Genomic DNA, 14,442 nt, shown 5'->3' with positions numbered 1-14,442 from the left:
CGAAAAATGAGTATAACAAGCAACAAATTCGGCTGGATGGGTGTCCTGATGCTGGCCGCAGTAAGCGGCAGCGCTCAGGCTGGCGTTTCGTTGGATCGTACTCGCTTAATCATCACCGGTAAGGACAGTTCGGCAAGTGCGAATTTAACCAACACCAGCCCGGATATTCCTTTCCTCGCGCAATCGTGGGTTGAGGACAGCAAAGGCAACAAAATCACCTCTCCGCTGGTGGTGCTGCCGCCTTTACAGCGAATTAACGGCGGACAAAAAGGGGTTGCACGGGTTACGAAAACCGACGGTATTAACCAATTGCCTCAGGATCGTGAAAGCCTGTTTTATTTAAGCGTGCGCGAAATTCCGCCTAAACCGGATAAAGCGAATGTCCTGCAGTTAGCCATGCAGTCGCGGATTAAATTATTTTACCGCCCGACGGCCATTATTCCTAAAAGCAAAAGTGAGGTCTGGCAGGACCAGGTCGTCTTTCAAAAGCGCGGTAACAAGATGATCGCGCAAAATCCGACGCCCTATTACATCACCATTATTAGCTTAAGTCGGGCTAAGGGTGAAAAAATAACCAAGTTCCCAGGGGTTATGATTGCGCCGAAATCCAGCCTGGAATTTAGCGTAACCGATGCCAGCGTCAGTAATTTCGCGATGATGTATGTGAATGATTATGGCGGTCATCCGGAACTGAAATATCGCTGTGAAGGAAATACCTGTAAGGCGCTCCCGCCATCGCAGCAAGGATAATTGAAGAGGAACCTGATGATGAAAATGCGTTTATCGTTATTAGCACTGTTTGTCTTCGGTATCAGTATGCAAACGCTGGCCGACGCTGTTATTCCGCTACAGCCGCAGCACTATAACCAGGATCATCAGGGGGAAGATGGCGGTAATGTGATATTCCATGGTTCCGTTTATGCTTCGCCGTGTGTTCTTGCACCTCAGAGTCGCCTGCAGATTATCGAAATGGGGGAAATTAGCGCCCGCCGTTTTCATCAGGCGGGTGATCGTAGCCAGCCGGTACTGGTACGTGTCGATCTGAAAGATTGCCTGAAAGGGGCTTCACAGGCGCGCGATAGCATGGCGGCGAAGACCACGGGAAACAGTAAGCACCTTTATACCACCGGCGAACAGGCGGTACAGTTAACATTTACCGGTGAGTCGGATGAGGTGAACCGCCAGTTATTGCGCCTGACCGGCAGCATGTCAGGTGCTGGTATTCGCCTTCTGGATACGAAAGCACGAGCGCTGGATATTAATCAAACCCAGCCGCCATTTATTGTGAAAACCGGCGATAGCAGTCTGACGTTTATTGCCGTACTGGAGTCCACGGGACGAAATGTTATTGCAGGCGACTTTAGCGGGCTGCTGCGTTTGAAAATGGAGTATCTCTAATGGCGACAATGGTTATCGGGCGTAAATCTCGTGTCGCTATTGTATTATGCGGCAGCTTATTGTCTCTGGGGGTGAGTGCGGTTGAGGGAGAAATTACCCCGGTTGGTGGCCCTAAAATGTATAATATTGATGTCACAACCCAGAATATTACCAACAACACCGTCGGCGCGACTATTCCTTATGAGTTTGCATTAGGTGGGCAATATGCTGGCGTGGCGTCCTGTGGGACCACCATAACGAACCAGCCGATTTTTTACACGGCGACAGCCTCGCTGCTTCAGCCGGGAAGTAGCCCCGGTTATTTAAAACTGAATGACTACATGGATGTAAAAATTGAAATATACATCCGCGGTAATCGGATGGAATACCTGTCAGTGCCTTTTGATAATGAATCAAACCAGGCGTTTCAGAATAGTTGTTCATCGCCAGGTGTACAGTTTAATAATTTTGAGTCCGGCGCGAAGGGGCGGGTGACGTTTATGATCACCAAACCGATTGTTAACGGCGTTAATCTGCTGGGCACGGAAATAGCCAAACTTTATGGGCGTCTGGGGAATCTCAGCGCAGGAATGGGCTCTACGCCAATGTCCATTGTTTCAATTAACTCGGGCGTCATTACCGTTCCGGACAAATGTATCATTAATGCCGGTTCACCGATTACGGTCGATTTTGGCACGATTCCTGGTTCAGCGGCGTCGCTTAATGGCTCGAATTATAGCCAACCGGTGCCGATTCAGGTGAAGTGCGAAGGTGGGAGTTTTACCAGTGGTAGTCTGAATATTCGGCTTGGAATTCAGCAGGCGAATACCGCCAGTTTTAATAGCGATTATTTAGGAACCACCGGGGCCGTCGACCGTTCCAATCTCGGCATTATTTTGAAAGATTCCGCTGGGGGTTTAGTCGCCGCGAATCACTTTTATGATGTCCCGGGCTTTACGAACAACCAGGGAACCTGGAATTTGACCGCAGCCCCTATTGCGCAGGCCGGAAGCGACGTTCTCGAGGGGGCATTTCAGGCATCAGCCACCGTGGTGGCGGAGTTTCAGTAAGGGAACAACATGCGCCAGTTAATCGCATCGATAGTCATCATATATTCATTGTTTTCGGCAACCGCCGTGCATGCCATCGGTGAGTTGATCGGCGGTGACTTGAAGTTTCAAGGAGAGGTAGTAGCTCACGGTTGCAGCATTGACCCTTTATCAAAAAATGTTGTCGTGGATTTTGGCGAGATTTCTGCCCGCACGCTCTATGCGGAAGGAAAATCCTTGCCAAAGGCATTCGTTATTACGCTGAAGGATTGCAGTACGGCGGTGTTTAATTCCGTCACTGTGACGTTTAGCGGGACGGAAAATACCAATATGAGCGACCGCCTGGTGGTGACGGGAGCCGCCAGCGGCATCGGTATCGGTTTTGAAGAAAGCGACGGTACGGCTATTTCACTGAATGTACCGACGACCGCGCTGGCAATTTCCGGTACCTCTATGAGTTTAAATTTCAACGCTTTTGTGGAAGGAGAGCCTAACGCCTTGAGTAACAAAACCTTGCAAACCGGGGGCTTTCAGGCGACAGCGAATTACACTTTAAACTATCAGTAGAACAGATCAGGGATGATGAATAATGAGTCGCCATTTCTTTCTCTACGATAAGAATATCTTTTTTTCCGAAGGGGTGCGTAATGTGGTTTCAGCGCTTGCTACACGTGAAAATGATTGCACCTTCTCAAGGCTCAATAGTTTTTCACAACTGAGAGATACGTTGCAGCTTCCCGGCAAGAAAAATGAACTGCGTTGGATCCTTTGCGATGTCGACAGTTTACCGGAAGAACGCTTCCATGCACTGTATACGATAAAAGAATACTATTGCCGGGAAAATCAGCAACTGGTGATTTTATTAAGCGAGAATAATATTTCTCTTTTTTTTGCACTGCATTCGCTGCTCCCGGAAGCAAGCTGGTTATTAAAGAATGAGTCACTGGAGAATTTTTTTAAGTTTGTTGAAAGTGCTAATCTTATGGTGGCAAAAAAGATATTTTTTAGTCGCTCGTTGATTCATTATACCCGGCAAAAATGGTTGGCCAGGGATTTTAATCGCAGCATCTCCAGCGATGACTGGTGGTTGATGGAAGAAATATTCAAAGGGAAATCATTGTCACAGATTTCCGCTGAGCAACAGATTGATGTTCGCCGACTGAGCCGCTGTAAACGTGGTTTGATGAAAAAGCTAAATGCTAAAAATAACGTTGAGCTTTTTAATATTTTTAAGTGCATAGTCGCCACGCCTTGCGCATAACGTTGCACAAAATATGGCATCGACAGAATAACTGGCCGCTCTCTAAGCCAGTTGGTAAGAGCCTATCCCATTAGGACTATTTTGCTTGTCATTTTGAACCTGGGCAGTGCTCAAACTGTCTGCGCCAATAACGCCTGGTGGGATAGGCTCTAAGTGTAAGAAAATACAATCAATGGAAATCGTTAAGGATCTAATAAATGCAAAAATTAAGCATGATTGAAGCATCAGCTATTATTGGGGGATGCAAAGAAGTGTGCACCACCTCTTATGAATCGGTCATTATTGGCGGTGTCTCTTCTTGTAAAGAAGTCACCACCTGTACTGATAAGTACGGCAACTCAACCGTTAGTATGAAAGATGCTGCTAACAACATGTGCTTTGTGCCGAATCGCATTCGCCAGTAATTTCTCTGCCAGATGGAGGGGCAGCTCTCCATCTATTTATGCGCCATTTTCGCGAGTCTGGTATCGAATGAAGATAAAACCCATTACCGCTGTTGGCTATACCTTTCTGGTCGCATTAATTTCATCGCTGATAACCGTACTGTGTTATCACATTTTTGTATTTAACACATTTTCGCTGGACAGCAGCAAACCTTCGGCGCTACGAAAAATAGATAGTGCAACGGTTGCCAGTAGCCCGATAAAACACGAAAACAGTGTTATTGAAGTGATGTCTTACGGCTGCCACTACTGCGCCTCAAATGAAGAGGATATTGAAAAATTCGCCGCCTCGTTGCCGGAAGATAGCACATTTGAAGTGATCCATATTACTGCTGAAAGAAATGGACTGGCAGTTTATGCGCCGGTTTTTGCGACGCTGGAACTAATGGGCATTGAGCGCCAGATGCGCGATCGGGCTTTTAATGCGGTGATGACGCGCGGTATTAATCTGGCTGATGATGATGCGCTTAATGCCTGGTTGAAAAAGAACAATATCAATGTCGCAAAATATCATCAGGTACGCCAGAGTAAAGCCGTTGATGAACGCCTCGCGTATATGGCGAAAATTACCGACCTCTACGACATCAACGCAACGCCGTTGTTTATCATTAATAAAAAATGGGTGGTGGCGAAGGATCGTCAGTTCCCTGAATTTGCCGACTATATGCGCCAGTTACTTACCGAGGACAAGGAGTAAGCGTGGTGCGCTTTCTGATCGTCTGGTGCGTCTTCAGCGTAAGAAAATGGTCCACTCAGCTTGTCCGGCGCTATCGTCCTTGCCGGAGGGGCGGCAATAAGGCAGTACGCGGAGTGATGCGCCATACCGCCATGCCGTTACTGTTTATAACGGTTCGGTCACTTTGTCGGCTGGGCGTATTGGGCAGGCGGTATCGCGGGCGTACCGCGGTGGCGACGCAAAATTACCGTTGTCTGACCGGCGGTAAGGAGCGAATTGATACGGCATGGATGGCCTTCCGCCGCCAGTTGCTAGAATTCGGGGCGACCTGGGGGCAGCATCCGGTCACGTTGTCTGAAATTCAGGCGTGTACGCGGGAACTTGATGTGATTGTCGCCCCGCTGGTGGCGCAAAAGACGCCCGTTGTGCTGGCGCCCCTGCATTGTGTGTCCGATATTTTGGCGGCGATAGTCGGCGCTGGCGTAACCCCAGGAAAAGCCAGCGTAGTGGTTTCATCCAGCGCGGAAAGCTATAGCGTCGACAGCCGTAAAACGGGCGGCGTCGCGCTCTCTTACTGCTCTATCCATCAGGATAATCGGTCGTTGGCCAGCGAGTTGATGGCATTGCTGACAAACGTTTCGGAAGGGCGGGAAAATATGATTATTTTCCCGGATATTCCTGCCGACTATACCGTACAGACCCATGAGGCGCAGTCCGGAAAAATAAATTGTCGGCTATTTGGCCGCCCGGCGAAATTACACAATGGGGTGCAGCGGTTTTCTCGCATCGTGTCGGCACAGGTCGTTTTTTATCATCTTTATTATCAGCAAGGAATAAAGATAAAAATCTATCCTCCGCAATCAGCGAAAGAGGTTGCGACCACGCTACCGACAATAATTGAAAACACTCTGCGTGACTATCCGCAGGACTGGCTGTTATGGCATAGCCATTCGCTTTATTTTATTAATCACTGATACATCATAATGAAAACAATTATCCCGGATATGGTTTTTCAGGAAGAGAGCAATGAGTGCGGCCTCTCCTGTATTGCGATGCTGGCGCAAACCCAGAATATTTCGTGCTCGCTCCCGGCATTGCGGGAAATATTCCCGGCATCCGATCACGGGACATCGTTGAGCGATTTATCTGCTATTCTGCAACAGCTCGGGATCGCTACCGTTCCGGTCCTGTTCGATCATGATGAAATTCATGCGCTGCCGTTCCCGTCCATTTTGCACTATGGCGCCAGCCACTATGTCCTGCTGGCGTGGCACAAAGGCGATTACGTCTGCGTGATGAACCCGGCGATTGGCCAACAGTGGTTGCCATTCTCGGCGTTAAAAAAAGAGATCAGCGGCTATGCGCTGATCCTCGAAGAGTCTCCTTCCGCAGGCGTTATGTCCCCATCGGCTATCGCTGATGTTCAGCAAGCGATGCCAGGGGCGATGAGCCTGAAGGAGACGGCGGCGGTACCGGGAATTTACACGCTGATGCTATTAACGTTTCTGGTCTCGCTGACGCTGTTTTTAATGCCGACGATGGTCAGCCACGCAATTAATCAGGCTTTTTCTGACGTCGGGAACGCACAATTTCCTTACCTGTGGTTCATCCTCGCCTTTGTCGTTTCCACATTGTTGGCGTTAGGCGTCAGGGTGATTAGCGAACGTTTCATTCGCCGTTTTGTATTGCTCAATAGCGACATCGGTTTTTCCAGATTGCTGAATAACCCGCTGCGTTTTTTTGAAAAACGCGCGCCGGGGGATATTTTTAGTCGCTTTATTGCCTGGCAGGGAGGGATGCTGCAAAAAATCGAGCTGGATAACGGACTGCGCTCGGACTGGATTATTTGCGTCATCGCGATCGGCATTATGTTCTGGATCTCACCGGTGCTGGCGCTAATTTCTGCTGTTGGCATCGTGGTGATGGGGCTGATTAGCGTCTGGGCGATATTCCGCGACCGCTGGTATACCCAGCAGCTACAGCTCAAAAGCGCGACGCTGAATGACTTTTTGATGGAAACTTTGCAAGGAGTGTTAACCATCAAAACCGCCGGACTGGAAACGCAGCGCAAAGCACAGTTTGCCCGCTTTTCTTATGACCTTTTTCGTTGTCTTCAGCGGCAGAAAGTGTATCAGCAAGTCAAAGAGGGGCTGTATCAACTGACCGGAAGCCTTGAGATGGTGGTTTTTATGCTGGTGGTGCTGCCGTTGGTACAGGCTAAACAGATCTCGCTGGGCGACTTCTTCGCCTACAGCTTCTTACGGCAGATTTTTACCTCCTACGTCACGCGGCTGTTCTATGCCGTGATCCGCAAATCACAGCTGCATGTCATTGACACCCGTGCCCGAAGCCTGTTTACAAAACGCGATGCTGCATCGCCGGTATTTTCACCGCTCTGCGTGGATGAGGCGCCGCGGCTGGCGTTCGAGCAGGTGAGCTTTCACTACGATCCGCGGAGAACGGTGCTGAACGCCGTTGATCTGATTCTGGAACCGGGGGATCAGGTGGCGATCGTTGGCGACTCAGGCGCAGGAAAGAGCACCTTGCTGCGCCTGATGGCCGGACTGTTTTCCGCGCAACATGGACGAATTTTGTTGAACAACGATGAGGCGAGTGCGCAGCAGCTGGCCTTGCAGGTGTGGTTACAGAGTCAGGAAGATATTCTGTTTAATGCCTCTGTGCTGCAAAACATCACTTTATTTGACCCATGGTATAGCGACAGCGATCGCGGGCGAGTGGAAGCGTTACTGACGAAAATGGCGCTGGGACCGGTGGTTCAGGCGTTGCCGGGAGGCATGGAGGCGCTGATCCGCGAAAGCCATTCCGCGCTCTCTTTAGGCCAGCGTCAGCGGCTGATGCTGGCGAGGGCGCTCTACAGCACACGGCCTATTTTGCTGTTTGATGAGCCGACCGCCAATCTTGATGATGCAACCGCCGAGACGGTGATCGCAGCGTTGTGCCAGCACTGTCGTGAACAGGGAAAAACGCTGATTGTGGTGACCCACAGCGCGCCGATTTTACATCATTTCACGCGAGTTTATTGTCTGCATGATGGCGAATTGCGGGATATCGGGCAGGGAGCACCAGGCCGATGATGCGAGGATTTTTACGTCGCCGTAAAACGTTACTGCTTGCGCTGACCGCGATGGCGATCATTATCGTTGCGGTTTTATACCCGCGTTCGTTTCCGCTGCAGGGTGAGTCACTCTATAGCGTCGCGCTCGATCGCGGGGATATCGAAAAGGTGGTGCTGGCAAGCGGCATTATCAAACCTGCGGTCCAGGTGCGCATCGGCGCTCAGGTTAGCGGTCAGCTACGCAAGCTGTATGTACGTCAGGGCGAACGGGTGAAAAAGGGGCAGCTATTGGCTGAAATCGACCCGACGCTGCAGCTTTCGGAGTTACGCAACGCTACTGCGCAACTGGCCAGCGCCAGGGCGCAAAAACTCGCCTCGGAGGCCATGCTGGAGCAGTACCGCAAAGCGCTGGCGCGGGAACAGGCCATGAATCGCGAGGGATCCGGGGTAAACAGCGATCTCGAACAGGCGCAGGCGCAGTATGCCGCCCAGGTTCAGCAGGTTGCGGTCAATGAGGCGCAGATTGTGCAGGCGGAAATGAGCGTGCAGACCGCCAAAGCTAACCTCGGCTACACCCGCATTCTCGCCCCTATGGATGGTGAAGTGCTGGGGATTGTTACCCGTGAGGGGCAAACCATTGTTTCCTCGCAAATCGCACCGACCATTCTGGTGCTCGCCGACCTTGATAAAATGCAGGTACAAACGCGTATTTCTGAAGCGGATATCCAGAAAATCCATCCGGGACAGCCACTGTGGTTTTATGTGATTGCCGATCCGCAGACGCGCTATGAGGGGCAGCTTGGCTATGTCCAGCCCGCCCCGCAGGAGGCGCTGGAAGAACAAAATAGCGCTGCCTTTGTCAGTAATCAGCAAAGCAGCGCGATTTACTATAACGGCACCTTTGAGGTGGATAACCGTCAGCGATTGCTGAAAACCTCAATGACCGCCCAGGTGTTTATCCGTATCGCCCAGGTGAAAGATGTACTGCGGGTGCCGGTCGCCGCGCTGGGGCGTGCTCTCGGTGATGAGCGCTACCTGGTGAGGGTGGAAAAGGAGAACGGCAGCGAGGAGCGAACCGTGCGTATCGGGATTAACGATCGCCAGTATGCGCAGGTGCTTGAAGGATTGCGGCCCGGCGAACGGGTGGTGATCCCGCAGGACGCGGGGCCTGGCTGATGACGAATCCGTTAATTGTCCTGCACAACGTTACCCGTCATTTTGCCGCCGGGACGCAGACGATCCCGGTGCTGAAATCGGTCTCGCTGACCATTATGCCCGGCGAAATGGTGGCGATCATGGGAGCTTCCGGTTCGGGTAAATCAACGCTGATGAACATTATCGGCTGCCTGGATAAGCCCAGCAGCGGCGAGGTTTATATTAATGGGATCGCCGCTCATCAGGCCAATAGCGCGGTGCTGGCGGAGTTGCGCAGCCGCTGGCTGGGCTTTATTTTTCAGCGCTATCACCTGATGCCTTATCTGACGGCGGAAGAGAATATCGCTATCCCCGCACTCTATACCGCGATGCCCGCCGCTGAACGCCAGGCGCGAATCGCGCTACTGGCGGAAAAATTGGGGATTGATGCGCGTTTACAGCATAAACCGGCGCAACTTTCCGGCGGGCAGCAGCAGCGGGTCAGCGTCTGTCGGGCGCTGATCAACGGCGCGCAGATTATTCTCGCCGATGAACCTACCGGGGCGCTGGATAGCGTCAGCGGCCGGGCGCTGATGGATGTTCTGCACCAGCTCAACGCCGACGGGCACACGGTGATTATCGTCACCCATGACCGCGAAGTGGCGCAGCAGGCGCAGCGGATCATCGAGATCAGCGATGGACAGATCGTCGCCGATAATCGCTATTCCGCGCGTGATAATGATGACATTCAATTGCTGCCTGCGGTACAGGATAACGGCCGGGCTTCTCTTTCTCGCAGCGTGGCGGAGTCGGTACGGATGGCGTGGCGCGCGTTGCTGGGCCATCGAATGCGCGCCTTCCTGTCGATGCTTGGCATTATCATCGGTATCTCATCGGTGGTCTCCTCCATGGCGGTAGGCGAAGGCGCCCGGCGGACCATCATGGACGAGATAGGCAAGCTGGGTAACACCACTCTTGAAATCCGTCCCGGCACCGGTTGGGGCAGCAAACGCCCGGACATGGAACGGGCGCTGTCGCTGGAAGATATCGCCAGCTTCAGCCAGCAGCCCTGGGTGCTCGGCGTGTCGCCCGTTGTCTCCAGCATGACGACCGCGGTGCGTCAGGGATTTGACTCCTCAATTATTCTCTCCGGGGTTTCCGCCGACTATTTCTCATTGCAGGGGATCCGTTTTATTCATGGCAACGGTTTTACTCACCGCGATGTCAATGATCGGGAGCCGGTGCTGGTACTGGATGAAACCAGCAAAGAGACGCTGTTTCCGGGCAATGAAGATCCGTTGGGGAAAATTGTGCAAATCGCCGGCGCGCCGTGGCGGGTGATCGGTATCGCCAGCAAACCGGGGCCGAAGGTGGTCAGTGGATTTATGTCGGCGTGGATCCCCTACACCTCGCTTCTGCAGCGGATTTCCGGCGATAAGCCGCTGGAGGCGCTCACGCTGCGCTTTCCGGAGACGCTATCGCCGCAGGAGGCCGCGCGGCGTGCGGAAAGGCATCTTATTCGCGAACACGGTAAAAAAGATTTCTTTGTCCAGACTGACGAACAGCTTGCCAGGACGCTGCAAAAAACCTCTGACTCGATGTCGCTGCTGATCACCGCGATTGCCGCGATTTCGCTGTTGGTCGGCGGCGTCGGGGTCATGAATATCATGCTGGTGTCGGTTACCGAGCGAATCCATGAGATTGGTATTCGCCTGTCGGTGGGCGCCCGTCCGTCCGACATCATGCATCAGTTCTTGATTGAGGCGGTGATGATTTGCGCGCTCGGCGGGCTGACGGGGGTGTTAGGCTCCTGGGTCGCCGGTAACCTGTTTGCGCTGCTGACGCAGGCGTTTTCGATGGTCTTCACCTGGCGACCGGTGGCGATGGCCTGTGGTTTTTCCGCCCTGATTGGCCTGACGTTCGGGTATTTCCCGGCGCGCAGAGCCGCGCGGCTTAATCCGACGGAGGCGTTGGCACGCGAATGAGATCCTCTCTTTTATTGATGTTGATAATCCTGCTCACCGGCTGCGGGAACCTGACCCGCAGCGATTATCAGCGTCCGCTGCTGTCGGTGCCTGCACACTGGCAGCGGACGGAGGCGCTGAGTATGACGTCTTCACAGGAGAACGCGGGACGCTGGTGGGATCGTTTCGGCGACGAGCGGCTGTCGCGGGTGATCGGTCAGGTGCTGGAAAGTAACAACGATCTGGCCGCTGCCGCGTTAACGCTAAAACAGGCGCGTATTTCAGCCGGGCTCACCGGGACGAATATCAGCCCTGAGGCGACGCTCAACGGCAGTGGTACGCATTCAAAAGCGTTAAATAGCGGACGTTCGCAGGAGAGTTACAGTGCCTCCTTGTCATTAAGCTATGAACTGGATCTCTGGGGCAAGCTGGCGCGGGTTCGCGAACAAAGCGAGTGGGAAGCGATTGCCAGCGAACAGGACTACCGGGCGACGATCCTGTCAACCATTGGTACCACTGCGCAGCTTTACTGGAATATCGCTCTGCTGAATCAACAGATGGCGTATCAGACGGTTAGCCTGGACATTGCCAGACAGACGCTGGCGCAGATTGAGTCCTGGCAGCGGGCAGGGAAGGTCGGGCGGCTTGATGTGCTGCAGGCCCGGCAGACGCTCATTAGCCGCCAGAATGAACGGCTTGCCCTGCAACAGCAGCGGGCACTGGCACGCAACGCGCTGGCGCTGCTGCTTAACCGACCACCCGCCCAGCATAGCGATGAAGCCCCCGGGCTGGATGTTCGCCAGCGTATCGCCATTGATTCCGCAACCCCGCTGGCGGCGCTCGCCAGCCGACCCGACCTGCAGGCGGCGGAGTCCCGTCTGCGCGCGGCGCTGGCGGGGTCGGATGCCGCGCGGCTGAGCTTCTATCCCACCCTTTCGCTACAGGGAACCCTCAGCGCCGGGAGCCAGATTTTTCGCCAGTGGTTTAGCGATCCGCTACGGGTTGTCGGCGGCAGCGTCGGCGCCCCCTTTATCCAGTGGAATACGGTACAGCTCACCGTGGCGCAGGCCAGCGTCAAGGTACAGCAGGAGGCGGTGAATTTCCGCACGACGGCTTATACCGCGCTGTCGGAAGTGGATAACGCCATGGAAAAACGGCTTAACGCCGACGAGCAGCGCGATCGTTTGTTGCAATCGCTGCAATGGGGTCAGCAGCGTCTGACGCTCACCGCGAGTCGCTATCGGGCGGGCGCGGTGGACTACCAGACGCTACTGAACGCCCAGGATACGCTGCTTGATGTGCAGAACAGCCTCGCACAAAACCAGTACGACTATCTTTATGCCACTTTGCAGCTCTGGCTGGCGCAGGGAGGCAATAACCCGCAACAGAGGATATCCCGACATGCGTCACAGTAACCCTCCCTATCGCGTAGTGATAACCGGCTATGGCGCAGTGACTCCTCTGGGCGATAGCGCCGCCGAAAGCTGGCAGGCGATCATGGATTATCAATACGGCTACCGCTATGTGGATCTTTCGTCTCACGGTATTCATACCCATTTTATTGGACAGGTGGCGAACGAACCGAGTCTGAAGGGCGTTCCCGCCGTCATTCGTCGGCGTCTGCCGCGCCACGCGCGCCTTGCGCTGGCCGCCGCGCGGGAAGCGATGGCGATGGCTTTTGCCGGTGAACAGCCCGCCGCGTTTTATGAGCCGCTGATGTGCGGCGCGATTATTGGTTCCGGTTGGGCCGGGTTAGATGAAAGCTATCTGGCGGTGCCGGAGTTTGAGAAAAAAGGCGTTTCTTCACCCTTTAGCTGCTTTTTCTCTATGCCGAATGTCACCACTGCCGCCTGTAGTCAACTGTGGAACTTACGCGGATATCAAAATACGCCGGTTGCCGCCTGTGCCACCGGCACCATCGCTATCGGCGAGGCTTATGATGCGATTCGCTTTGGACGCGCCAGCATGATGCTCGCCGGTGCCGGGGAGTCATTAAACAGCGTTTGCGCCATCTGGAATATTGATGTGCTTGGCGCGCTGAGCCGGGAAACGGAATCGCCGGAGCGTGCCAGCTGCCCGTTCAGCCTGCAACGCAGCGGGTTTGTACTTTCGGAGGGGGGAGCGGTGCTGTGCCTGGAAGAGCGTGAGCGTGCGCTTGCGCGCGGCGCGACGATCCTCGCGGAAGTCACCGGTTATGCTAATTTTTCCGATGCGGTGGATTTTACCTCCCCGGCGGAAGATTGCGTGGCCCGCGAACAGACCATCCGCTGGGCGCTGCGCGGCGCGGATCTTCAGCCCGCCGATCTCGACTATATCAACGCTCATGGCACTTCGACGCCGCTTAACGATATTAACGAAACGCAGTCGCTGAAAAAGGCCCTGGGTGAATATGCGTACCGGATCCCGGTTTCCAGCACTAAAGCCTACTCAGGGCATCTGATCGCCGCAGCAGGAAGCTTTGAAACGATCGTCTGCCTGCAGGCGATGGCGTCCGGGATCATGCCCGCGACGGCGCATTTAACCCAACCCGATCCGCAATGCGATCTTGACTATATCCCTGAAGGGCATCGTCAGGGCGAGGTTCGCCGGGCTCTGAATCTCAGCTTTGGTTTCGGTGGCGCAAATGCCGCGCTGGTGCTGGAGAAACATGCGTGAAGCGGCTTCATTACACCCTTGCCGACGCCCGGCAGTGGGCGGCTTTTTCCGGGGATGATAATCCAATCCACTTCGATCTTGAGGCTGCGCGCGCAATGGGCGGCAGTCAGCTGAGCGTTCACGGGATGCGCGCGCTGCTGGACGTGAAACGCGATGTCCAGGCGCGGTTGCCCTATCTGATGTCTGATGCCGGACGTTATCTGAAATGCCGGGTTCGTTTGCGCAGGCCGCTATGGTGCGATACCGACTGGTTGTTAATGCCAGGAGCGGCGAGAAAGCACATTTTATCCGCCGCGACAGTCAACGATCCACAGCGCGGCGAGGCCTGTTTGTCATGCCAGCTCAGCTTTGCCGCTGAGCCGGAATCGCTGGCGGGAAAGCAGCCCAGCACGCTTGCCCCCCGGACGCTACTTGCCCTGCAATCTTATTTCAACAGCGCCTGGCCCGATCTTGCGCAGTGGCAGTTTCTCGACGCGTTGCTCTTCCGCCAGTTGATTTGCGATGAAGCGTTGCTGCGCCAGGAGAACATTGCCGTTCTGCTCGGTCAGGGGGAAACCTCGTTGCAGCAAATCTTTACCCATTATCCGGTGCTGCAAACCCATCAGGAAGTGGTGTTCGATACCCGTCTTATGAACACAGGGGGGCCGATTTGGCCCGAATCTCTGTCGCTCTGGCTGCTGCCCTCGCTGGTGGTCGGCCAGGTGGGCAAGGGAGCGGTGGTGCGTATTGCCGCGGCGGCACAGTGGGATGACCTGATAATGACGAATGTGCTTACGCTAAAAGTTGGTCCAGTTATTAATTGATAAA

Annotated in this window: 14 protein-coding genes; all 14 read left to right on the top strand. The window is 54.0% G+C overall.

Annotation, left to right across the window (positions count from 1 at the left end; genetic code table 11):
- Positions 1–6: 6 nt before the first annotated feature.
- The 14 genes from FE839_RS05480 (at position 7) to FE839_RS05415 (ending at position 14,438) form a co-directional block, all read left to right on the top strand.
- Entirely contained in the window at positions 7–750 is a 744-nt protein-coding gene (locus tag FE839_RS05480) for a fimbrial biogenesis chaperone (protein ID WP_138359829.1), read from the top strand.
- 18 nt (positions 751–768) lie between these two features.
- On the top strand, positions 769–1,398 hold the full coding sequence (locus tag FE839_RS05475; protein WP_138359871.1) for a fimbrial protein: 630 nt from the start codon (positions 769–771) through the stop codon (positions 1,396–1,398).
- Positions 1,398–2,447, top strand: coding sequence for a fimbrial protein (locus FE839_RS05470; protein ID WP_138359828.1), 1,050 nt, complete (start codon positions 1,398–1,400; stop codon positions 2,445–2,447). Before FE839_RS05475 ends, FE839_RS05470 begins: the two co-directional genes overlap by 1 nt.
- Positions 2,448–2,456: 9 nt before the next feature.
- Entirely contained in the window at positions 2,457–2,993 is a 537-nt protein-coding gene (locus FE839_RS05465; RefSeq protein WP_138359827.1) for a fimbrial protein, read from the top strand.
- A 22-nt stretch (positions 2,994–3,015) separates the two neighbouring features.
- Complete coding sequence (locus FE839_RS05460) at positions 3,016–3,687, top strand: DNA-binding response regulator (RefSeq protein WP_138359826.1); 672 nt, start codon at positions 3,016–3,018, stop codon at positions 3,685–3,687.
- A 197-nt stretch (positions 3,688–3,884) separates the two neighbouring features.
- Complete coding sequence (locus FE839_RS05455; RefSeq protein ID WP_138359825.1) at positions 3,885–4,091, top strand: DUF4762 family protein; 207 nt, start codon at positions 3,885–3,887, stop codon at positions 4,089–4,091.
- 67 nt (positions 4,092–4,158) lie between these two features.
- Positions 4,159–4,827, top strand: coding sequence for a DsbA family protein (locus FE839_RS05450; RefSeq protein ID WP_138359824.1), 669 nt, complete (start codon positions 4,159–4,161; stop codon positions 4,825–4,827).
- A gap of 2 nt (positions 4,828–4,829) precedes the next feature.
- On the top strand, positions 4,830–5,780 hold the full coding sequence (locus FE839_RS05445; RefSeq protein ID WP_138359823.1) for a lysophospholipid acyltransferase family protein: 951 nt from the start codon (positions 4,830–4,832) through the stop codon (positions 5,778–5,780).
- A gap of 9 nt (positions 5,781–5,789) precedes the next feature.
- On the top strand, positions 5,790–7,901 hold the full coding sequence (locus tag FE839_RS05440; RefSeq protein ID WP_138359822.1) for a peptidase domain-containing ABC transporter: 2,112 nt from the start codon (positions 5,790–5,792) through the stop codon (positions 7,899–7,901).
- On the top strand, positions 7,898–9,058 hold the full coding sequence (locus FE839_RS05435) for an efflux RND transporter periplasmic adaptor subunit (protein ID WP_138359821.1): 1,161 nt from the start codon (positions 7,898–7,900) through the stop codon (positions 9,056–9,058). Before FE839_RS05440 ends, FE839_RS05435 begins: the two co-directional genes overlap by 4 nt.
- A complete protein-coding gene (locus FE839_RS05430; protein WP_138359820.1) occupies positions 9,058–11,001 on the top strand; it encodes an ABC transporter permease in 1,944 nt (647 codons plus the stop codon). The genes FE839_RS05435 and FE839_RS05430 overlap by 1 nt, the downstream gene beginning before the upstream one ends.
- Positions 10,998–12,395: a TolC family protein gene (locus FE839_RS05425; protein ID WP_138359819.1), complete on the top strand. Its 1,398-nt coding sequence runs from the start codon at positions 10,998–11,000 to the stop codon at positions 12,393–12,395. Before FE839_RS05430 ends, FE839_RS05425 begins: the two co-directional genes overlap by 4 nt.
- Positions 12,382–13,635 carry a beta-ketoacyl-[acyl-carrier-protein] synthase family protein gene (locus FE839_RS05420; RefSeq protein ID WP_138359818.1) on the top strand — a complete coding sequence of 418 codons (1,254 nt, stop codon included), beginning with the start codon at positions 12,382–12,384 and terminating at the stop codon, positions 13,633–13,635. Before FE839_RS05425 ends, FE839_RS05420 begins: the two co-directional genes overlap by 14 nt.
- Complete coding sequence (locus FE839_RS05415) at positions 13,632–14,438, top strand: MaoC family dehydratase (protein WP_138359817.1); 807 nt, start codon at positions 13,632–13,634, stop codon at positions 14,436–14,438. The genes FE839_RS05420 and FE839_RS05415 overlap by 4 nt, the downstream gene beginning before the upstream one ends.
- The last annotated feature ends 4 nt before the right edge of the window (positions 14,439–14,442 follow it).

Source organism: Klebsiella indica, from assembly GCF_005860775.1.
Lineage (GTDB): Bacteria > Pseudomonadota > Gammaproteobacteria > Enterobacterales > Enterobacteriaceae > Klebsiella > Klebsiella indica.
This window is presented reverse-complemented; position numbering and strand designations above follow the sequence as displayed.

Coding starts and splice junctions, on each gene's coding strand:
- FE839_RS05480 (WP_138359829.1), top strand. CDS start 7: ATGAGTATAACAAGCAACAAATTCGGCTGGATGGGTGTCCTGATGCTG.
- FE839_RS05475 (WP_138359871.1), top strand. CDS start 769: ATGAAAATGCGTTTATCGTTATTAGCACTGTTTGTCTTCGGTATCAGT.
- FE839_RS05470 (WP_138359828.1), top strand. CDS start 1,398: ATGGCGACAATGGTTATCGGGCGTAAATCTCGTGTCGCTATTGTATTA.
- FE839_RS05465 (WP_138359827.1), top strand. CDS start 2,457: ATGCGCCAGTTAATCGCATCGATAGTCATCATATATTCATTGTTTTCG.
- FE839_RS05460 (WP_138359826.1), top strand. CDS start 3,016: ATGAGTCGCCATTTCTTTCTCTACGATAAGAATATCTTTTTTTCCGAA.
- FE839_RS05455 (WP_138359825.1), top strand. CDS start 3,885: ATGCAAAAATTAAGCATGATTGAAGCATCAGCTATTATTGGGGGATGC.
- FE839_RS05450 (WP_138359824.1), top strand. CDS start 4,159: ATGAAGATAAAACCCATTACCGCTGTTGGCTATACCTTTCTGGTCGCA.
- FE839_RS05440 (WP_138359822.1), top strand. CDS start 5,790: ATGAAAACAATTATCCCGGATATGGTTTTTCAGGAAGAGAGCAATGAG.
- FE839_RS05435 (WP_138359821.1), top strand. CDS start 7,898: ATGATGCGAGGATTTTTACGTCGCCGTAAAACGTTACTGCTTGCGCTG.
- FE839_RS05430 (WP_138359820.1), top strand. CDS start 9,058: ATGACGAATCCGTTAATTGTCCTGCACAACGTTACCCGTCATTTTGCC.
- FE839_RS05425 (WP_138359819.1), top strand. CDS start 10,998: ATGAGATCCTCTCTTTTATTGATGTTGATAATCCTGCTCACCGGCTGC.
- FE839_RS05420 (WP_138359818.1), top strand. CDS start 12,382: ATGCGTCACAGTAACCCTCCCTATCGCGTAGTGATAACCGGCTATGGC.